Here is a 20,526-nt window from a genome sequence, read left to right as displayed (position 1 = left end):
GAAATATTAACAACCTTAAAATTCAAATCATTTAAAATGCACAACGGGTTAACTTTTATTATTTAAAAAGTATTTGATTGGATATGCAAACAAAAATAGGAGTATTAGTTAAGCTACATTTTTGTAAACATTAATTAAGTTATTAAATTATTCAATTGTTTTGTAATGCAATGAGCTGTTTCTTCTTTTTCTGTTGTACCAAATTTCAATGTATTGAAATATTTCGCTTTCCATTTGTTTTCTGAAAATCAGCTTATTTTCATAAATTAATTCTGTTTTTAGAGATTTAAAAAAGCTCTCGGCTACTGCATTATCCCAATAATTTCCTTTGCGAGACATACTTCTGATTACTCCATAAGATGCTAAAATATTGGTAAATTTCTTTGTAGCATATTGCACCCCTTGATCAGAATGAAAAATCAATCCTTTTTCTATCTTTCTGTTTGCTAAAGCGACTTTCCAGGCTGATAAACTTGTTTTTTCAGTGCTCATTTCATCGTACAAACTCCAACCAATAACCTTGCGATCGTACAAATCAAGAACAATTGTTAAATACAAAAATCCTTCAATTGTTCTGATGTAAGTGATGTCAGAAACCCATTTTTGGGCAGGTTTAGTGCTTTCGAAATCTCTATCAAGAATATTTTCTACAACCAAATAATTATGTTTAGAATCTGTTGTGATTTTAAATTTCTTGCTCAATTTACTTCTAATTCCAAGTTCTCTCATGTATTTTGAAACTGTAATTCGAGATATTTTAAATCCTAAATTATTTAATTCTGCTGTAATTCTTGGACTACCGTAACGTTGCTTTGAATCAAAATAAATCGTTAAAATACGTTGTTTCAGCTCTTCTTTTTTATGAAATCTAACAGAAAACGGACACTTTTTCCATCTAAAATAACTGCTTTGACTGATTTTTAAAACTTTACACATTTTTTCAATCGGATAAATAATTTCATGATTTTTGATGAATTGATATTTCAACGACCGCTCTTGGAAATCGAAGATTCATGAATACTTTAATTTTAAAATAGAAACCAATGAATAAAAAATGCTGATTGCTTTTTTTAGGATGTCTCGTTCAAGTTCAGCATCCTTCAGTTTTCGCTCTAAATCGTGAATTTTTTCCTGCTCTGCAGTGAGTTTAAGATTTCCTTTACCTGGAAAACTTCCTGTACCAAATTCAGCATATTCTTTGCGCCACTTGTATAATAATGACGCTTTTATTCCAAGTTCTCTAGCTAATTCGGAAACGTTACTTCTTTCGTAACTCAGTTCTACAGCTCGTAATTTAAATGAGGCCTCGTAATGATTTTTTTGTCCTTTCATCATTTTAAGAGAAGTTTTATACCTTTTCTCACACTGGAAGTTTAGTTAGGACATCCAATTTTCCAAATTGACATAAAAATACATGTTTAAAACTTGATGAAATGTAAAGTGTTTCGGATATATTTTAAGATTCGAAAAATAAATTTCATATTTTTTGGATATATCTCTAAAAGAAAACTTAAAATTTAAGAATAATATAATTAGAAATTAATATTAAAACGCAACTTTAAATTATTCATAAAAATTAAATCATATTTTTAATAAAACTAAATCAAACAAATACGAATAAAATTATTTTTGAGTTATTTTATTGACACAAAAAAAACCTCGAAAATAATTTTCGAGGTTTTGTATTTATTATTGAAATGATCTTCTTATTCTGCAATACTTGGAACTGAAATCAATTCGTTTGTATCAGCATCATAATCGATTTCATCAAAACTAAATCCAAACAATTGTAAGAACTCATCATGATAACCTTTGATATCAGAAATTTCTTTAATATTCTCAGAAGTTACAATTTTCCACAAATCATCCACTTCTTTTTGTACATCTTCACGCATTTCCAAATCATCAATACGAATACGTCCATTTTCATCCAAAGGAACTTCTCCATTTGCAGTATACAAGCGCTCTGCAAACAAACGTTGCATTTGCTCGATTGTACCTTCATGAATTCCTTTTGCTTTCATTACTTTGTACAATAACGAAATATATAATGGCACAACTGGAATCGCAGAACTAGACTGTGTTACCAAAGCTTTGTTTACAGAAACGTAAGAAACACCATTTAAATCTGCTAATAATTCGTTGATAACAGGAACCGTTTTTTCTAAATCGTTTTTAGCCATACCAATCGATCCATCTTTGTAGATTCTATGCGTCAATTCTGGCCCTATGTATGAATAAGCAACAGTTTTTACTCCTTCAGCTAAAACACCAGCAGCTTTCAAATCTTCCATCCAAAATTTCCAATCCTCACCTCCCATTACAGCAATTGTATTATCAATTTCTTCTTGAGATTCAATCGGATCAATTGTAATATCTGTAACTTCTGCTGTATGAAAATCTACTGTTTTATTTGTAAATGGTTCACCAATTGGTTTAAGAACTGATGAATACGCAACACCTGTTTTTGGGTGTGTACGACGAGGCGAAGCTAAACTGTAAACTACTAAATCTACTTGACCTAAATCTTGTTTGATTAAATCAATCGTTTGTTGTTTAATCTCATCAGAAAAAGCATCTCCATTAATACTTTTTGCATACAAACCAGCTTCGTGTGCTTCTTTTTCAAAAGCAGCTGTGTTGTACCAACCCGCAGTCCCCGGTTTTCTTGGCGCAGCAGGTTTTTCAAAGAAAACACCTATTGTTGCAGCATTATATCCGAAAGCAGCTGTAATACGAGATGACAGACCAAAACCTGTCGAAGCTCCAATTACCAATACTTTTTTTGGTCCTTCGGCTGAAATATTTTTTGATTTTACGTACTCAATTTGATTGTGAACATTTTTTGCAGTTCCCTCAGGATGAGTCGTAATGCAAATAAAACCTCTTGTTCTTGGTTGAATAATCATTATACTTAATTTAGTCGCATAAATTTATAAAATAAATTCTATATAACGAAACGATCTTTTTGTACATAAAATCATTCTATTTTTGAGATAATTAATAGGAAAACTGATTTCAATTTCCTATATTTACGATTACTCAAAACCTACTAACCTATGAAAGATATTCACATAGGCTCTTTAATCAAAAAAAGAGTCGACGAACTTGGAATTGATATATCCCGTATCAAGGGCTTCTTCAAAACTTATTCTGAAAAGGAAATTAATGCCCAATATTTAAGCAAAAGTATACAAACAGACGATTTATTAAAATGGTCGAAGTTGTTGAAATATGATTTTTTTTAGAATTTATACACTGAAGAAAAAAAGAAATTTCTAATGAATACAATATCCCTAAAAACACTATTCATAATTGGATAAAAAACTCCTACCAAAAAATTAAATCTTATGATTTGAATTCTGTTTTAGAACTTTTAAAAACTTCAACAAAAAAATACATCTATTGCTGATAAGTTTAAAATCAGTCGAAACACTGTAGCTAAATGGCGTAAAATATATGAGTATAAAAAAACGGTTTCAAAAAGAAACCGTTTTTTTTATTTATCTATTATTTTTATCCTCTTTTATTACTTTATGTACCGCCAAAGTTGCAAACGGAATAAATGCGTACATCACATAAATAATAAAATCTTCATCGTCCCATTTATATATTCTTCTGACTCTAAAAAGTAAAATCAAATAAGCTGTAAACCAAAAACCGTGAAAACAACCAGCAAATGGCATTGGCAAAACATAACCGAATTGATATTTTATTGGCATTGCAACCAAAAATAAGAGCGTACAACTTATCGTTTCCCACACACATGATGTGCTAAACCATTTTTTTAACTTTTCGTCAGATACGTTTAACATTTTGCAAATTTAATCGTTTATTGATAGTAGAGGTATGATAATCATTAGTTAAAAAGTTTATTTTTACTCAATTATTGAAATAACTATTACTATTTATGATTATTAAACGTTATAATTATTACTATTCATGATAATTACACATAATAATTATCAATATTATTTATTAAATTTGTAAAAATCCAAAACCTTATAATTAATGCATGTAGATAATTTTATTTCAAAAAAATTCAATTTAGCTTTACCCTACTGGACAATTATCTGTCCCATTCTTGCCATTTTTTCATTAACAATAGCCGAAGGATTTAAAGATCAGATGTGGTTTTCTGGAGTCTTAGGAATCATTTTAATTTCAGCTGTTTTATCAGCTGTACATCACGCAGAAGTTGTAGCGCATAAAGTTGGAGAACCTTTCGGAACCATTATATTGGCTTTAGCTATTACAGTTATAGAAGTTTCGCTAATTGTTTCATTAATGATGTCCGAACCTACCGGCTTCCCTTCTGTTTTGGCAAGAGATACCGTTTTTGCTGCAGTAATGATTATTCTTACCGGAATTATCGGAATCTGTTTATTGGCTGGAGGAGTTCGTTATAGAGAACAGAACTTTATCAAACAAGGTGTTTCAACTGCTTTAATTACTTTAGTTGCAATATCTATATTGACCTTGGTTTTACCAAATTTTTTGACATCAGAAAAAGGAGGTGAATTCTCTTCTTCCCAGTTAATCTTTGTCGCAATTATTTCTCTTATTTTATATGGCGGATTTATTTCTGTCCAAACCATTCGTCATCGCGATTATTTCTTACCGCAAACTAGCAAAGATAATGTGACATCAGAATTACATGTCGAAAAACCAAATTTATTGACTACAATCTCGAGTTTAGTTTTATTATTAGTTGCTTTGTGTGCAGTTGTTTTATTATCAAAAAAATTATCGCCAACCATCGAAACAATTGTGATGGATTTAGGTGCTCCAAAATCATTGGTGGGAATTATAATTGCCGTAGTTATCTTATTACCAGAAGGTTTAGCCGCATATAAAGCCGCAAAACAAGACCGTTTACAAACAAGCCTTAACTTGGCTTTAGGCTCTGCTTTAGCATCAATTGGATTAACAATTCCTGCTGTAGCAATCGTATGTTATTTTACAGGACTAGAAGTAACATTAGGAATAGATGCAAAATCATCTATCTTATTAGTATTATCCTTATTCACTGTTTATTTATCATTAAATTCTGGTCGAACAAATATTCAGCAAGGAATTGTTTTATTAACACTTTTTGCTACGTATTTATTTACAACAATAGTTCCTTAAAGGAAATTTAAAGACATAAAAAAACGACTCAAAATTTAATTTTGAGTCGTTTTTTATTATTTTTTTGGTAAAGAAACCATATTCGAATCTAACTTTTGATCTTTTTCTAAGAATATTTTTCCTCTCAAAATACTTTGAATTGTATTGATTAATTCTTTCTCGAAAGAATCTCTTAATTGAGATTGATGAAAAATTAACGAAACTTCACGTGTTGGAACTGGCGACTCAAAGTTTTTAACAAATTTCTTATACTCTTGTGGCAAATCATCTGCAACCAAAGCGGGCAACAAGGTCATTCCATATCCATCATTTGCTAATTTAACTAAGGCTTCAAAACTTCCTGAATCTAACTTAATCGGACGATTTTTCAGATTAGAAGTATCACATAAAGCCAACACATTATTTCTGAAACAATGTCCTTCTTGCAAGATTAATAAATCAGAAGTGTTTAGATCATCTTCATTGATTTTATCTTTGTCAGATAAGCGATGCCCGTTTGGTACATAAGCCACCAATGGTTCATAATAAAGAGGTTTTTCGATAATTTGATCTTCGAAAAGTGGTGAAACCACAATACCAAAATCCAACGAACCATCTTTTATTCCTTTTATAATTTTATCCGTTTGCAATTCTTTGATAATAAGATTCGATTTCGGATTATTTTTCTGAAATGTTTTATAAAATAATGGTACCAAAGAAGGTAAAACAGTAGGAATAACACCAATAATGAAATCACCTTCTAACAAACCTTTTTCTTCGTTTACCAAGTGTTTCATTCGGTTAGCTTCCATTAAAATTGTTTTTGCTTGCGCAACAATTTTCTCTCCAATTTGAGTGATTTTGATTGGATGCGATGTTCTATCGAAAATGTCAATATTCAATTCTTTTTCCAATTTCTGAATCTGCATACTCAATGTTGGTTGAGTTACAAAGGATTTATCAGCAGCAATTGTAAAGTTCTTATGCTCAGCCACTGCCAGCACATATTGTAATTGTACTAATGTCATATATAAAAATTGATATCTATAAATTTTTGTGATAAAGATATACATTATTATATTATCAATCTATATCTTAAATCATAATTTAATCCATAAAAAAAGCTCGAATAAATTCGAGCTTATCATTAAATATAAATTTAATTATTTGTTTAATTGTTTCTGAATTTCAGCTGTCCAATCTTGTAATTTTTTAGCATCTTCTGGTTTCAATGTTTGAGTAAAACCTTGTAATTCTTTTTGAAAATCTACTGATTGTTTTGTTAATTCAGCTAATTTATTTGCATCACCAGCAGTTGCAGCTAATTTCATATCAGCAGCCCATTTGTTGTATTTTCCAACAAATTCAGTAATTTTTGGATCAGAGAAAGTTGGTAAATCTTTTGCTACATCAGCAACTTTATCCATTGTCTCTTTACCAGCTTCTACTTGCTCTTCTACTGTATTTGCTACATTTTCTTGTGTGTTTTCTACTTTTGCATCTACTTTTTCTTTTTCAGATTTACAAGAAGATAAAGAAACTACACCTAATACTGCAGCAGCTAAAAATAATTTTTTCATTTTTAATTAGATTTTTAAAGTTAATATTATTGATTGTTCAAGTTAATCAAATCTAACGATTTATTTCTGTTAAATTTTTAATTTTCTTTCGAGAATTGGACTTCATATAAATTGGCGTAATAACCTTTTTGATCCAACAATTCGCTATGTGTACCTTGCTCAACAATCATTCCATTATCCATCACAATAATTTTATCTGCGTTCTGAATTGTTGCTAAACGATGCGCAATGATGATAGAAGTTCTGCCTTGCGTTAGCTTATCTGTTGCTTTCTGAATCAATTCTTCCGACTCGGTATCAATCGATGATGTTGCTTCGTCTAATACCAAAATTTGTGGATTATAAATATATGCTCTCAGAAAGGATATCAACTGTCGTTGCCCAACAGAAAGGGTAGCTCCCCGCTCGCTTACTTCACTATAATAACCTTTTGGTAACGACATAATAAAATGATCGATTCCTATTATTCTAGCCGCATTCTGAACTTCTTCCAACGAAATATCTTTATTTCCTAGAACAATATTGTCATAAATTGTTGTATTAAATAAGAAAACATCCTGCAAAACAACCGCAACGTGTTGACGTAAATTTTTCAATTCCATATCATGGATATTTACATCGTCTATTTTAATTGTTCCAGAATCGATGTCATAAAAACGACTCAATAAATTAATTATAGTAGATTTTCCTGCACCTGTGGCACCTACAATTGCAATTTTTTCACCTGGTTTTGTCGAAAAAGAAATTCCTTTCAAAACCAAATTATTCGGAACATAAGAAAACTTCACATTTTCAAAATCGATTTTACCTTTTACATGATCCAATTTTATTGTTCCATTATCTGGCAAAGTTTGATCATCATCAATAATTTTGAACACACGATCCGCTCCTACCAACCCACGCTGAATCGTATTGAAACGCTCTGCAATTGCACGCATTGGCGCAGTTAACAACGTAACATATTGTGTAAAAGCAATCAAATCTCCGACAGAAACATCTCCATAAACAGCAGTTCTAAGCCCTCCAAACCAAATCAAACTTCCCGTTGCTAAAGCCGAAATAATATCGACAACAGGAAACATTAATGAAAAATAGAAAACTGTTTTTAGATAATTTTTCTTTAAATCATTATTAATCGAAACGAATTTATTGTATTCTGCTTGCTGACGATTAAAAACCTGAATAATATTCATTCCTGTTAATCGTTCTTGCACAAACGTATTTAATTTCGCCACAATTGTACGTTCTTCTTGGTAAACATTTTTCAATGCTTTTTGGAACAATCGTGTAATAATCATCATCAACGGAAGAATCACAATCACAACCGTTGCCAAAACCCAGTTCATCCAATACATCACAAAAACGATGAAAACGATTTTCAATACATCGCCTAACATCACTAAAATTCCGTCATTGAAAACCTCAGCAATCGTTTCAATATCAGAAACTGAACGTGTTACCAAAACTCCATTTGGCGTTTTATCGAAGTAACCAAGCTTGAATTTGATCAAATGATTATACAAACGAACGCGTAATAAACGGATAACTCGTTGTGCAACAACATTCGCTAAATAAACCATAAAAAAAGACAAAATTCCTTCGAAAACTAACACCAAAGATAGTTTCACGATTTGCATTTGAAGCCCTGGTAAATCTTTTGTCTGAATATAATCGTCGATGATATTTCCCGTTAAATACGGACGATAAACAGAAAAACACGCACTAAAAACCGCTACAAAAACCACCGACCAAAACATCACTTTGCTTTGCGCTCCGATTTGCAAAACACGTTTTAATCCATTAAAATCAAACGATGTATTCTCATTATTTGAACTCATTTTTAAATAATTCTTTTGGATATTGAACATCTACCAAATACAAACCCTGCGCTGGCGCCGAAGCTCCTGCCGAAGAACGTTGTTTTTGTTCAATAATTTCTTCAAAATCGTGGATAGAAATTCTTCCTAATCCAACCTCAACCAATGTTCCAACAATTGCGCGCACCATATTTCGCAAAAAACGATCAGCAGTGATTTGAAAAACCAATTGTCCGTTTTCATTTTTGCGCCAAAATGCCTCCCTTACATCGCAAATATTTGTTTTCACATCGGTATGTAATTTAGCAAAACTTCCGAAATCTCCTTGCTTAATTAACAATTTTGCTGCTTCATTCATTTTTTCAATATCCAATTCTCGGTTAAAAATCCAAGCACTATCAAACGCAAAAGGATCTTTGAAAGGCGAAATAAAATAATTGTACGAACGCGAAGTCGCATCAAAACGCGCATGCGCTTCATCATCCATCAAAAATAAACGATAAGCAGCGATGTCTTTTGGTAAAAAAGAATTTAATTTTTTGATTAAATCAACCGATAATTCATCTTCATAATCAAAATGAATAAACATCTTTTTCGCATGAACACCAGAGTCTGTACGCCCTGCACCGACAATCGAAATTTCTTTTCTTAAGATTTTAGACAATCTATCTTCAATAACTTCTTGAACCGAAATTTGATTGGGTTGAATTTGATAACCAAAATAATTTTTTCCGTTGTATGCTAATTCTAAAAAATATCGCAATTGTTGTAAATTTGAGCAACAAAAATACAACCTTTTGAAGAAAATTCTTTTACTTTCGGACACGCATTCTTATATCGACGATAGAATTTTGGAATATGCACAACAAGCAGACGAAATTTGGCATGCTGGAGATATTGGCGATATTTCTGTAACCGATAAATTGGCTGAAATAAAACCTTTGCGTGCTGTTTATGGAAATATTGATGATAATAAAGCTCGCGCAGAATTCCCGCTCAACAACAGATTTACGTTGGAAGGTGTTGATATTTGGATTACGCATATTGGCGGTTATCCAGGAAAATATAATCCTGCAATACGAAAAGAAATCACAGAAAATCCTCCGAAATTATTTATTTGTGGACATTCACATATACTAAAAGTGATGCCTGATAAACAATTGGGTTTAATTCATATGAATCCTGGCGCAGTTGGTAAACACGGTTTTCAGAAAGTTCGTACGATGTTACGATTTGAGTTGAATAAAGGAAAAATTGAAAATTTAGAAGTGATTGAGTTTAAGAAATGATTTTCGAATCTCGCATTTCGAGATTCGAAGTTCGCATTTCGCTTTATTTCGCTAACTTGAATTCTTTCAGAATTGTAATAAACTTCGGATTAGTGATATATTCTCTAAATTCGTGCGAATCTTGTCCGGAAAAATCAGTTTCTTCTAAAAATGTATAATTTTTAGAAAGTTCATCAAACAAATCTTTTTTGTAACCAAAATCTGTCGCAATCAAACTTCGAGATAAAAATCCAATCTTTCCTTTCCCTAATACATAATCCGTGTCATTTATCGTGATATGCATACGTTTTAATTGAGGTGTAAACGTTTTTAATTGATTATTATCCAACGTAAAATCAATTTTTCCAATTGCAGGCGCCAACATAATACTATAAATTTTATTGTTATTTTCTAACAAAGTTTCTGCATTCGTAAAATCCACATGATGCGCATTTTCAGCACGTTTTATTTCACTTTCGCGTAACGAAGGATTCACAAGTGAACTCAAAACAACCGATGCGCCACGACTATGCGAAATCAAATAAACATCTTTGTTATGAATGACATTCAAAATTCTACGAAGTCCAAAAACGCCCGCCATTTGGCTATTTGTCGTTGCACTTACCCAAACTTTTGCTGCTCCAAAAAGACTTTCGTTCACCAATCCATCCCAATAAAAATTAATTACCTCATCATTCGAAGAATTAATATTCATATAAGTTTTGGCTTTGTTGTAATTTTTCAAGCTAAACATATAATCATTGTCAATTCCATGCACAAAAATGATGACACGTTTCTTATTTTTAACTCTTTTTTCGATATTTTTCAAACGCAAACTTTCATAAGAAGTTAATTGATTTTGAAAGTTGCTTTCAGTCGCAATTTTCATCAACGAATAATCTCTACGACTTGCATTTTTAGGAGGTTTACCATACGATTTCAACCAATTATCTGGGTAAAAATTCCCGTTTTGATCCACAAAAGAACTTGTTGTATTCGGTTGAATAAAATTATTTGGATTCTGAGAAGTTGGCACATTATGTATTGCTGCACATGACGTTAAAAAACTAATCACGAAGATATAAAACAAGTTTTTCATATGATAAAAATTGGTATGCGAAGTAACTACAATTTTCTTTATTTCACAATAGATTTTGTATCTTCAACCATAGGTTTAACAAGGTTTTAAGTGAAATATACAATCAAACAAATTTTAGCCGAAACAAATCATCGTGCTTGGCAATATCCTTCAAAATCGTGGAAATATTATCAAGAATGGAACAAAGCTTTATTTTTTCATTACAGAATTGACAAAGAAATTTTGAGAGAATTAGTTCCAAAAGATTTAGAAATTGATGAAATAAATGATTCTGCTTGGGTTTCGCTTGTCGCCTTTACAATGGAAAAAATTCGACCTCGCTTTTTTCCTGCATTCTCTCCTATTTCTGATTTTGACGAAATTAATTTGAGAACCTATGTGACAAAAGACGAAAAACCTGGCGTTTATTTTTTATCGATTGAAGCTGGAAAATTATTTTCTGCAATTTTAGCTAAATCATTATCAGGTTTACCATACGAAAAATCAAATATCAACAGAACCGAAAATTCTTATCAAGCCAATCATCCCAAACGAAATTTCTCTTTATTAACGGATTTCCATGTTGGAATGCAAGTAAAACACAAAACTGAATTGGATTTATTTTTGACTGAACGATATTGTTTGTATTTGGAAGATCACAATCAATTGTTTCGTTATGAAATTCAACATTTACCGTGGAAAATCAATCAACTTGAATTAGATTTTTTAACGATTGATTACCAACTTCAAGATTTAAATATCCATTCGAGACCAGATTTAGTGCATTATTCAGAAGGTGTGCAAGTTGTCGCTTGGGAGAAAGAAAGAGTTTAACAATTAAATTTTCTTCTTCAACAAATGTTGCATTCCATTGAACCATTCACGTTGAGAACCGTCATCTATATAACCGACTTTTAGATACAAATCATATGCTGATTTATTGTTGAAATTAACCGCTAAAACCAATTCATCAATTGTAGGAAAATTATCTTTTACAAAATCATCCATCAAATTCATCGAAATTTTTCCGTAACCCTTTCCTTGAAATTCTGGATTTATCGATAAAGAACGCAACAACAACGAATTCGTATTATTCGTCATCTCCAATTTATCGTCACCATAATCTAACACAAAAAAACCAATTGGCACTTCATCTAACAAAATTGTAATTGGTTTTGCATGTCCATCTGTGCGTAATTTCAAACGCTCAAAAGTCTCGATAGGCAAGGCTGTAAAAGGAATTTGGTCTTCTGGCAAATTGTATAACAAAGCATCGTGATGTTTGGTTTCTGTATGTTTGAGTTGAATTGTCGACATGCTAATTATTTTAATTAAAATTAATCAAAACATTCTAAATCTTATGTAAAAACAACAAGGTTTATCTATTAAATTTTAACGAATTATCAATAAAAATTTAAAATCATTCTAACTAAAATACTTTTTAAATTGTAGATAATTTCAATCTAAAATCTACAATTATGGATAATCAAAATAAGTTAAATATTCAAATCGGGACAACTCAAAATACAGATGGTATCTATGTAGAAGTCACAGAAAATGGACCTTATATCTTGCACGGAAAACCTAAAATTGTTCAGCAATTTATCGTTCCAAATCAGCAAGGAATTTCTATCAATTACCAAGAAGGAGAAGAATTTGAAGCAAAAGATGCAACTTATATTTGTCGTTGTGGATTATCCCAGCACAAACCTTATTGTGATGGTTCGCATAAAAAAGCAACAGAAAATGGTGTGGATTTAACTGAAAAAGCAACTTTCAATCCCGAATTATTAACTGCAGAAGTTATAGAAGGACCTGTTGTTTCGCTCACTGATGACGAAAAATTATGTGCTTTTGCTCGATTTTGTGACAATGGAAAACGTATTTGGAACCAAGTTGAAGATTCTACACAAAACTCTGTTGATTTGAGTGTTGAAATGGCACATCATTGTCCTTCTGGACGGTTGATTGTTTGGGATGAAAATAATCAACCAATTGAAGATGATAACACCTCAGCTTCTGTTGGAATTATTGAAGATGTTGCGAATGATTTGAGTGGTCCTTATGCATTATGGGGAGGAATTCCGCTAAAAAGTGCGAATGGCGAATATTACGAAGTGCGAAATCGACAAACAATTTGCCGTTGTGGACAATCTTCTAATAAGCCTTTTTGTGATGGAACACATGCTTCTATGAGATTTCAAGATGGATTACCAAAGCAACCAAAAGCAGACGGGAAAGTTTTTTAATAAAATGATATTAACATAAAAACGCTCAAGAAAATCTTGAGCGTTCAATATAATAATGATGTTTATATTTTTAATTATTAATAACACCAGAACCTAAAAGTTCGTCATCAACATACCACGCACAGAATTGACCTTCTGTAATTGCAGATTGAGGATTTTCGAACTCGACATACATTCCGTTTTCAGCTTTGTGTAAAATTGCTTTTTGCAAAGGTTGACGGTAACGAATACGCGCCATCACTTCCATTGTTTCGTCTGTTTTTAAAGTTAAATCTTCGCGAACCCAATGTACTTCTTCCTCTTTTATAAACAATGCTTTCTTCAACAAACCAGGATGATCAGCACCTTGACCTGTGTAAACAACATTTGTCTCTACATCTGTATCAATAATAAACAAAGGTTCTACTTTTCCTCCAACTCCCAATCCTTTTCGTTGACCGCGAGTGAAATAATGTGCACCTTGATGTTTACCTACAATTTCTCCGTCTTCTTGTTTATATGAGAAACCTTTTGCTTCGAAATCTAATGCTTCATATTTATTTGCAAAAGTTGGAATTTCTCTTTTATATCCGTTCCAATCTTTGGCTATTTCTACAATTACACCTTCTTTTGGTTTTAATTGTTGTTGCAAAAATTCGGGTAAACTAACTTTTCCAATAAAACATAAACCTTGCGAATCTTTCTTATTCGCTGTAACCAAGCCTTGCTCTTGCGCAATTCTTCTTACTTCTGGTTTTTCTATATCTCCAATTGGGAATAATGCTTTGCTTAATTGATCTTGCGACAATTGACACAAGAAATACGATTGATCTTTATTGTTATCATTACCTTTTAACAATTGAAAAATCTCTTTTCCATTTTCATCAATTGTAGAAGTTTTTCGTGCATAATGTCCTGTTGCAACGTAATCTGCTCCAAGTTCTAAAGCTGTTTTCAAAAACAAATCGAACTTAATTTCTCGGTTACATAACACATCAGGATTTGGTGTTCTTCCTTGCTCGTATTCATTGAACATATAATCTACAATACGTTCTTTGTACGAATCAGACATATCAATTACCTGAAAAGGAATATCTAATTTTTTAGCTACCAACAAAGCGTCTGCACTATCTTCTATCCATGGGCATTCATCTTCCAACGTTACCGATGCATCGTTCCAATTACGCATAAATAATCCGATCACATCATAGCCTTGCTCTTTTAGCAAATAGGCTGTAACACTTGAATCTACTCCTCCAGAAAGTCCTACGACAACTCTTTTCATCTTAAAAAATTTCAGTCTACAAAGTTATAAAATAATATTCGACGAATGACTATCCAACATCAATCTATTTTTTGAATGAGTTTGACTGAAAAAATAAAATAAATATAAGGGTACAAATTCCAGTTAAAAACGGGTAATATAAATTAGATAAAACATCTACAGAAGAAACTTTTGTTGCACTTGAAATTGCATTTGCAGCAGCAACAGCTGCCAAAACTTGCGCACCATAAGGTAAGATTCCTTGTACAAAACACGAAACAGTATCCAAAATACTTGCAACACGTCTACCTTCTAAATCGTGATGATCAGAAATATCTTTTGCTATTTTACCACAAATTAAAATTGTAATAGTGTTATTTGCCAAACAAGCATTCGCCAAAGCTGTAAGCGACGCAATACTCATCTCGGCTTGACGTTTTGTTTTGATATTTTTGGTTAAATGATAAATGATAAAATCTAATCCACCATTTAAACGAATAATTCCAACAATTCCACCAATAATTAAACAAATAATACTCAACTCAAACATTCCTTTAAAACCTTCATTAATAGAAGATACTAAGTCTAGTAAAGGAACACCAGAATAGAACAAACCAATTCCAAAAAACGAAAGAATTCCTACAATTAAAGCCCAAATCACATTAATTCCAGAGATTGCTAGTCCAAAAACTAATAGATAAGGTATGATTAAAATCAAGTCAAAATCTAACTGTTTTCCTTGGAAATTGGTTGTGTCAAAATGTTGAGAAAGTGAAAAATATATAATCGTCGAAACAATAGCTGCTGGAACTACTATTCGAAAATTAGTTTTAAATTTAGATTTCATGCTCACTTCTTGCGTACGTGTTGCAGCAATTGTTGTATCAGAAATAAATGATAAATTATCGCCAAACATCGCTCCACCAACCACTGCACCTAACAAAATTGGCATAGAACCTGGGATCATTTTATCCATTTGCACTGCAATCGGAGCAACAGTTACAATTGTTCCAACCGATGTTCCCAAAGCAGTCGCAATAAAACAAGACAACAAAAAGAAACCTGCTACAATAAAGGAAGAAGGAAGATAATTCAAAAATAAATTCACTGTTGATTCTACAGCACCAATTGTAGATCCTAAACTTCCAAACGCTCCAGCGAGAAGAAAAATTAAAATCATCAACATAATTGTTTCTTCACCCGCATTCTTACAAAAAGCCTCGGCTTTCGTATGAAATGAAACCTTAGGGAATTGAACAAATGCAATTACGAGCGCCAACATGAAAACAACCAATGCTGGAACGGAGTAAAAATCGTTTAGATAAATAGATGCCGAAAAATAGACAAGTATGAAAATGATTAAAGGCAATAAAGCCCAAAAATTTCCTTTATTTATGATCATATTACTAAAAATTCAGAAAAATATTCTGCAAATATCTATCGAAATTTTAAAACATGAAAATCAAATATTTATTGATTTATAAGTTTTTAGGACAGTAGAATAAAAAAAGGAACATCTTTCGAAAGATATTCCTTCATTTAGAAAAATTTTCTAAAAACTGTATTTTTATTTCGCAATTAATTTATTTGTTTGTGAAATTGCGCGCTCATTTTTTTCTTCAATCCAAGTTTTACCTTTTATTTTTCGCATCACATTATCGTATGTACGCATCAAAAATATGTTATAAATCGCTTCGGACAAATTTTTTGGTTTATGTGCCAACGAACGCAAACTCATCGAGAAACCTGGCGTCAAATATTTCATATAATGCCACCAACCTTCTGGCATATAAAGCATTTCTCCGTGTTTTAAGTCTGCTACCATCGGATTTATATTTTTCAGCGCTGGCCATTTATCAAAATCAGGATTATCAAAATCAATATCTTCTCGACAAATTACCGAATGCGGAATTTTGTACATGTATTTCGAATCCTTTGGCGGAACAATAATACAACGTTTTTTTCCTGCAAAATGAAAATGCAAAATGTTCGCTAAATCGATATCATAATGCATAAAAACATTTGATCCTTCACCTCCAAAAAATAACATTGGCATCGATTTGAAAAGATTCAAACCCAAATCTGGCATTTTATAATCTTGTTGCAATTTCGGAACTTGACTCATCAAATTGTACAAAAATATACGCAAATCTGTCGGTTCACTTTGCAACAAATCTACATATTCAGACATTTTCATCTTTGCAACTGGTTCATTTACTTTCTTCGTATAATCAACCGGATCATTATTATATAAAGGGACAACCTTGTCACCTGCAACTTGTTTTATATACTCAAAATTCCACTTTTCGTACGCAGGCCAATCCTCTGTAATTCGCTCTACTACAACTGGTTTTTGAGGTTTAACGTAATATTTCTGAAAATCTTTTGCAGAAATACTTTCTACTCTTTCAACTTCTGTGAAATTAAAATTCATCTTTTATGTAAAATAAAGTGCAAATTTACTTAACTTTTTTGTTAAATCTGAACGATGCAATTATTAAACCAATCTTTTTTAGATATGATTGAATAATTATTTCTGATTTGACGATTTATTAAATATACATTAAACTTTACTATAACTGATGATAGAAAATACATCAATTCTTTCATTATCTTTACATTGAATTTTTAAAATCTATTCGTTGAACACAAAAAATCTATTTTTTTCCATTTTTTTTATTCTACTGAATACATTTTGTTGTGCGCAGCAAATTTATCCGTATTTGGAACTTCAAAATGAAGAAGATTTTGAAAAAATAGAAGCAATTTCTCTCGAAAATGACTATAATTTTCATCATTTATTGGGTAATTTGAGTCATAATTTTACATTTCAGAACAATTCTTCGGAAGATATTTTAGCTAAATTTATTTATCCTTATCAAGCTTCTCAAAATGTGTACGAATTAAAAGCTTTTGTAAATGATAAAGTTTTCGAAATTCAATCCAAATCTATTGTAGATATTCGAAAAGAGTTAAAAAATATTGATGCTTCAACTATTTTTAAAAATCAACAAAACAATCAAGTTTTACAATTAGATTTAGGAAAAATTCCTGCACATGCTACACTAAAAATTCAGCTAAAAGTTTCGAAAATTGTTGAAGAAAATAGTTTGAATTATCAAGTTTCATTTTTAGAATTTATCGTTAAACGAACAGAATCTTTTACCCAAATTCATCGTTGGAACAATCAATTGAATGGTTACCCGAAAAACATAAATTCAGATATTCATCTTTCGGGAAATTTTCCGATTTCAAAAATTGTTTCTGATTTAAAATTTTCAAAGGAAAATGATCGAAATTATGTTTCAAAAAATTTCGATAAAAAGATTCCAACTCTTCAATATGCTTATACAAAAAATGAACTACAAACAGGAATTGAAACGTTTACTGAAAATGGTTGCGATTATATTTTAGGAACAATTGAACCTGCAAATAATCCTTCTAAATACAATGCTCCGCGAGAATTTTTGTTCGTTTTGGATGCTTCTGGTTCTATGATGAATCAACCAATTGAAACCACCAAAAAATTGATGAATCAACTTCTTCCAAATCTAAACGAAACAGATAAATTTAATATGTTGGTTTATTCTACGAAAAATGAATTAATTTTTAATTCTTCTCAATTTCCAACGAAAGAAAACATCACTTTAGCTTTAGAAAAAGTTAATTATTTGAATGGAACTGGCGAAAAATTATTGGATGAAGCAATAGAGCAAATTCAGAAAAATCCTTTTGATAAAAACTATAAAAGAATCATCGCAATTATTTCTGATGGAGCGATAAATTTGAATGAAACGGTTTATAATTCACTCCGAAATTATGCAAAAGATACTCAATTTATAACATTAGGAATTGGAAAAGAATTGGATTATCATGCGATGAATTTCATAAGTTTAGCAACAGGAACGCTTCCGATTACAGTCAATGAACCAAAAGAATTGAATCAAAAAACAGCTCAATTTCAGCAAGCTGTTTTGAATTCTTCTATTTATCACCTTAAAGTTCAATCATCCCAAATCAACCTCAACGAAACGTTTCCGAAGAATTTCAATACGTATTTAGCTCAAAATTCGGTCAATTTTGTTTCGCGCGATTGCAATCGTCGTTATCCAAAAAAAATAGAAATTATTGGTAATCAATCGAACCAAAATTTCACTCAAAATTTTGAAATCAAACAACCAAATCCAAGTGAATTTACCGAAGCAATTAAGTTTTATTGGGCAAAACAAAAAATTGATTATCTCTTAAAAGATGAGGAACGTTGCGGTGAAATGTGCAAAAAAGATGGACGATATCGAAAAGAAATTGAGAAAATTGGAACTGAATTCAATATTTCAACACCTTATAATTTATTGATCCAGAAAGGAAATATAGAAAATTACAACAATGATTATGATACAGATGGCGATGGCGTGATGGATATCGAAGATGAATGTCCGTATATAAAAGGAAATCGTTTTGGAAATGGCTGTCCTGAAAATAATTTGAGTGATAAAAAGATTGGAAATTATGTTCAAGATTATTCAAATTATTTAATGGAAACCGTCGAATTTGATTTTGATAAAGCTGAAATCAGAGCTATTGATTATCCAAAATTGGATGAAGTTGTTGCAATTATGAAACGAAATCCATCACATCATTTTGTTATCGAAGGTCATACAGATGCGGTTGGAACAGAATCTTACAATATAGATTTATCACAACGAAGAGCAAACGCTGTGTTGAATTATTTGGTAGAAAAAGGTCTAAATAAAAATCGATTTTCAATTTCCGCTAAAGGCTTTTCGGATTTGAAATACAAAGAATGTAATCCTGCCACAAATTGTATTGATTGGAAAAATTTTGAGAATAGACGAGTTAGATTTAGGATAAAATAATTATTGTAACAAAAAAAGACCAAGCTTTCACTTAGTCTTTTGTATCTTATAATAATTAACAGCTTAAGAAATTCTTTCAATCAAAGCCATGTAAAATCCATCATAATTAGTTTGAGATGGATAATGCATTTTATCTGAAACCATTTTATAATTTGGATTATTCTTCAAGAATTTTTCTACTTGCTGCTCATTTTCTTGTGGTAAAATAGAACAAGTTGCATAAACCATCATTCCACCAACTTTAATGATTTTAGAATAATCAGCTAATATTTTTTCTTGTGTTGCTAATATTTCGTCAATAAATTCTGGTCTTAATTTCCATTTTGCATCAGGATTACGTTTCAAAACTCCCATTCCAGAACAAGGTGCATCAATCAATAAGCGATCAGCAGAATTCTCCATACGCTTGATTGTTTTTGCTTCAATCACCTTTGTTTGTACATTCTGAACATTGTTACGTTTTGCACGACGTTTCAATTCTTTCAATTTCCAATCGTACAAATCCATTGCAATAATTTGCCCTTTGTTTTCCATCAAAGCAGCTAAATGCAATGTTTTTCCTCCGGCACCAGCACAAGCATCTACCACACGCATTCCTGGCTGAACACGTAAATAAGGCGCAATCAATTGCGATCCTGCGTCTTGAACTTCAAACCAACCATTCTGAAATTCATCTGTACGGAAAATATTTGTTTTCTCTTCAAGCTCTAAAGCATCTTGATATTTCGATAAAACTTTCGTTTTTATTCTACGCTCCTTCAACGCTTTTTGTAATGTTTTACGGTCTGTTTTCAAGGAATTCACACGTAAAACTGTTGGTGCTTGCGAGTTCATTGCATGCACTTCATCTAACCAACGATTTCCCAACGACTTCTCTCCTAACTCGAACATCCAATCTGGATACGATTCTGCAACCGCAATATTTTTAGACGAATTGTGATGTCTTTTCAAGACTTCTTTTGGATAGATTTTTTGAAATTCTTCCCATTTTGGTAACGTTTGCTCTGGATCTAAAGCAAACCAAGTTCCAACAAACTCCCAAATTGTATCAGGAGAAAGCGGACGGCTCATTGCCCCTTCAACCAAACGTTTCCAACGAACTAAATCGTAAACCGTTTCGGCAATAAAAGCACGATCGCGCGCTCCCCATTGCTTATTCGATTTCAATGTTCGCTCAACTTCTTTATCTGCATATTTTCCTTCGAAGAAAATTTGTTGCAATGTGTCGGTAATTCCGACAAATAAATTTTTATATGGTAAAATCTTCATAACTCGGTGCAAATTTACAAAGACTTAAATGATTAG

The 20,526-nt window shown here is 31.5% G+C and carries 19 protein-coding genes; 5 read left to right on the top strand and 14 right to left on the bottom strand.

From position 1 onward, the window contains the following. Positions 1 to 147: 147 nt before the first annotated feature. The 4 genes from B4G36_RS08020 to B4G36_RS08005 all read right to left on the bottom strand — a co-directional run bounded on the left by B4G36_RS08020 (position 148) and on the right by B4G36_RS08005 (position 3,815). Complete coding sequence (locus B4G36_RS08020) at positions 148 to 987, bottom strand: IS3 family transposase (protein ID WP_291063221.1); 840 nt, start codon at positions 985 to 987, stop codon at positions 148 to 150. Positions 988 to 1,011: 24 nt separating this feature from the next. After that, positions 1,012 to 1,332 (bottom strand): transposase, encoded by a 321-nt coding sequence (locus B4G36_RS08015; protein ID WP_291063219.1) that lies wholly within the window; start codon positions 1,330 to 1,332, stop codon positions 1,012 to 1,014. Positions 1,333 to 1,706: 374 nt separating this feature from the next. Beyond that, positions 1,707 to 2,909, bottom strand: coding sequence for an enoyl-ACP reductase FabV (fabV, locus tag B4G36_RS08010; protein WP_286495398.1), 1,203 nt, complete (start codon positions 2,907 to 2,909; stop codon positions 1,707 to 1,709). Between the two features lie 594 nt (positions 2,910 to 3,503). Next, positions 3,504 to 3,815 (bottom strand): DUF3817 domain-containing protein, encoded by a 312-nt coding sequence (locus tag B4G36_RS08005; protein WP_286479686.1) that lies wholly within the window; start codon positions 3,813 to 3,815, stop codon positions 3,504 to 3,506. Positions 3,816 to 4,011: 196 nt separating this feature from the next. Here B4G36_RS08005 and B4G36_RS08000 point away from each other — a divergent pair, with 196 nt between their 5' ends. Beyond that, positions 4,012 to 5,130: a calcium:proton antiporter gene (locus B4G36_RS08000; RefSeq protein WP_284584058.1), complete on the top strand. Its 1,119-nt coding sequence runs from the start codon at positions 4,012 to 4,014 to the stop codon at positions 5,128 to 5,130. A gap of 56 nt (positions 5,131 to 5,186) precedes the next feature. Here B4G36_RS08000 and B4G36_RS07995 read toward each other — a convergent pair whose 3' ends face one another. The 4 genes from B4G36_RS07995 to truA form a co-directional block, all read right to left on the bottom strand. Further along, the gene (locus B4G36_RS07995; protein WP_038333906.1) at positions 5,187 to 6,137 is read right to left on the bottom strand and encodes a LysR substrate-binding domain-containing protein; all 951 of its coding nucleotides are present in this window, start codon (positions 6,135 to 6,137) and stop codon (positions 5,187 to 5,189) included. 135 nt (positions 6,138 to 6,272) lie between these two features. After that, positions 6,273 to 6,689: a hypothetical protein gene (locus B4G36_RS07990; protein WP_280062513.1), complete on the bottom strand. Its 417-nt coding sequence runs from the start codon at positions 6,687 to 6,689 to the stop codon at positions 6,273 to 6,275. A gap of 77 nt (positions 6,690 to 6,766) precedes the next feature. Further along, on the bottom strand, positions 6,767 to 8,527 hold the full coding sequence (locus tag B4G36_RS07985) for an ABC transporter ATP-binding protein (RefSeq protein ID WP_291063214.1): 1,761 nt from the start codon (positions 8,525 to 8,527) through the stop codon (positions 6,767 to 6,769). Continuing rightward, positions 8,514 to 9,269: a tRNA pseudouridine(38-40) synthase TruA gene (gene truA / locus B4G36_RS07980; RefSeq protein WP_219034551.1), complete on the bottom strand. Its 756-nt coding sequence runs from the start codon at positions 9,267 to 9,269 to the stop codon at positions 8,514 to 8,516. Before truA ends, B4G36_RS07985 begins: the two co-directional genes overlap by 14 nt. 34 nt (positions 9,270 to 9,303) lie before the next feature. Between truA and B4G36_RS07975 the strand changes: the two genes are divergently transcribed. Then, positions 9,304 to 9,795: a metallophosphoesterase family protein gene (locus tag B4G36_RS07975; RefSeq protein WP_286495395.1), complete on the top strand. Its 492-nt coding sequence runs from the start codon at positions 9,304 to 9,306 to the stop codon at positions 9,793 to 9,795. Between the two features lie 43 nt (positions 9,796 to 9,838). Here B4G36_RS07975 and B4G36_RS07970 read toward each other — a convergent pair whose 3' ends face one another. Next, the gene (locus tag B4G36_RS07970; RefSeq protein WP_286495392.1) at positions 9,839 to 10,873 is read right to left on the bottom strand and encodes an alpha/beta hydrolase; all 1,035 of its coding nucleotides are present in this window, start codon (positions 10,871 to 10,873) and stop codon (positions 9,839 to 9,841) included. 90 nt (positions 10,874 to 10,963) lie between these two features. On the opposite strand from B4G36_RS07970, the gene B4G36_RS07965 reads away from it, so the two are divergent. After that, entirely contained in the window at positions 10,964 to 11,686 is a 723-nt protein-coding gene (locus B4G36_RS07965; protein ID WP_291063211.1) for a YqjF family protein, read from the top strand. A 3-nt stretch (positions 11,687 to 11,689) separates the two neighbouring features. Here the strand turns inward: B4G36_RS07965 and B4G36_RS07960 are convergent, their stop codons facing one another. Next, positions 11,690 to 12,169, bottom strand: a complete 480-nt coding sequence (locus B4G36_RS07960; protein WP_286495389.1) for a GNAT family N-acetyltransferase — start codon at positions 12,167 to 12,169, stop codon at positions 11,690 to 11,692. A 161-nt stretch (positions 12,170 to 12,330) separates the two neighbouring features. Here B4G36_RS07960 and B4G36_RS07955 point away from each other — a divergent pair, with 161 nt between their 5' ends. Next, positions 12,331 to 13,101, top strand: coding sequence for a CDGSH iron-sulfur domain-containing protein (locus tag B4G36_RS07955; protein WP_286495388.1), 771 nt, complete (start codon positions 12,331 to 12,333; stop codon positions 13,099 to 13,101). Between the two features lie 70 nt (positions 13,102 to 13,171). Here B4G36_RS07955 and mnmA read toward each other — a convergent pair whose 3' ends face one another. From mnmA to B4G36_RS07940, 3 genes are all read right to left on the bottom strand, one after another. Next, positions 13,172 to 14,365: a tRNA 2-thiouridine(34) synthase MnmA gene (gene mnmA / locus B4G36_RS07950; protein WP_291063208.1), complete on the bottom strand. Its 1,194-nt coding sequence runs from the start codon at positions 14,363 to 14,365 to the stop codon at positions 13,172 to 13,174. Positions 14,366 to 14,429: 64 nt separating this feature from the next. Continuing rightward, on the bottom strand, positions 14,430 to 15,746 hold the full coding sequence (locus B4G36_RS07945; RefSeq protein WP_291063206.1) for a Na+/H+ antiporter NhaC family protein: 1,317 nt from the start codon (positions 15,744 to 15,746) through the stop codon (positions 14,430 to 14,432). 165 nt (positions 15,747 to 15,911) lie between these two features. After that, positions 15,912 to 16,778, bottom strand: a complete 867-nt coding sequence (locus tag B4G36_RS07940; RefSeq protein ID WP_291063204.1) for a cupin-like domain-containing protein — start codon at positions 16,776 to 16,778, stop codon at positions 15,912 to 15,914. A 289-nt stretch (positions 16,779 to 17,067) separates the two neighbouring features. Here B4G36_RS07940 and B4G36_RS07935 point away from each other — a divergent pair, with 289 nt between their 5' ends. Beyond that, complete coding sequence (locus tag B4G36_RS07935; RefSeq protein ID WP_291063202.1) at positions 17,068 to 19,221, top strand: OmpA family protein; 2,154 nt, start codon at positions 17,068 to 17,070, stop codon at positions 19,219 to 19,221. A gap of 63 nt (positions 19,222 to 19,284) precedes the next feature. Here B4G36_RS07935 and B4G36_RS07930 read toward each other — a convergent pair whose 3' ends face one another. Beyond that, entirely contained in the window at positions 19,285 to 20,490 is a 1,206-nt protein-coding gene (locus B4G36_RS07930) for an RsmB/NOP family class I SAM-dependent RNA methyltransferase (RefSeq protein WP_038333863.1), read from the bottom strand. Positions 20,491 to 20,526: the final 36 nt, after the last annotated feature.

This window comes from Empedobacter sp. UBA3239 (assembly GCF_002362875.1).
GTDB lineage: Bacteria > Bacteroidota > Bacteroidia > Flavobacteriales > Weeksellaceae > Empedobacter > Empedobacter falsenii_B.
The sequence above is the reverse complement of the archived record's forward strand: the minus strand, read 5'-3'. Positions and strand labels throughout refer to the sequence as shown.

Bases quoted from the DNA above. Each gene is read 5' to 3' on its own strand.
- mnmA (WP_291063208.1), bottom strand. From the start codon at position 14,365: ATGAAAAGAGTTGTCGTAGGACTTTCTGGAGGAGTAGATTCAAGTGTT.
- B4G36_RS07955 (WP_286495388.1), top strand. From the start codon at position 12,331: ATGGATAATCAAAATAAGTTAAATATTCAAATCGGGACAACTCAAAAT.
- fabV (WP_286495398.1), bottom strand. From the start codon at position 2,909: ATGATTATTCAACCAAGAACAAGAGGTTTTATTTGCATTACGACTCAT.
- B4G36_RS08015 (WP_291063219.1), bottom strand. From the start codon at position 1,332: ATGAAAGGACAAAAAAATCATTACGAGGCCTCATTTAAATTACGAGCT.
- B4G36_RS08005 (WP_286479686.1), bottom strand. From the start codon at position 3,815: ATGTTAAACGTATCTGACGAAAAGTTAAAAAAATGGTTTAGCACATCA.
- B4G36_RS07945 (WP_291063206.1), bottom strand. From the start codon at position 15,746: ATGATCATAAATAAAGGAAATTTTTGGGCTTTATTGCCTTTAATCATT.
- B4G36_RS07960 (WP_286495389.1), bottom strand. From the start codon at position 12,169: ATGTCGACAATTCAACTCAAACATACAGAAACCAAACATCACGATGCT.
- B4G36_RS07995 (WP_038333906.1), bottom strand. From the start codon at position 6,137: ATGACATTAGTACAATTACAATATGTGCTGGCAGTGGCTGAGCATAAG.
- B4G36_RS07940 (WP_291063204.1), bottom strand. From the start codon at position 16,778: ATGAATTTTAATTTCACAGAAGTTGAAAGAGTAGAAAGTATTTCTGCA.
- B4G36_RS07930 (WP_038333863.1), bottom strand. From the start codon at position 20,490: ATGAAGATTTTACCATATAAAAATTTATTTGTCGGAATTACCGACACA.
- B4G36_RS07970 (WP_286495392.1), bottom strand. From the start codon at position 10,873: ATGAAAAACTTGTTTTATATCTTCGTGATTAGTTTTTTAACGTCATGT.
- B4G36_RS08000 (WP_284584058.1), top strand. From the start codon at position 4,012: ATGCATGTAGATAATTTTATTTCAAAAAAATTCAATTTAGCTTTACCC.
- B4G36_RS07985 (WP_291063214.1), bottom strand. From the start codon at position 8,527: ATGAGTTCAAATAATGAGAATACATCGTTTGATTTTAATGGATTAAAA.
- B4G36_RS07990 (WP_280062513.1), bottom strand. From the start codon at position 6,689: ATGAAAAAATTATTTTTAGCTGCTGCAGTATTAGGTGTAGTTTCTTTA.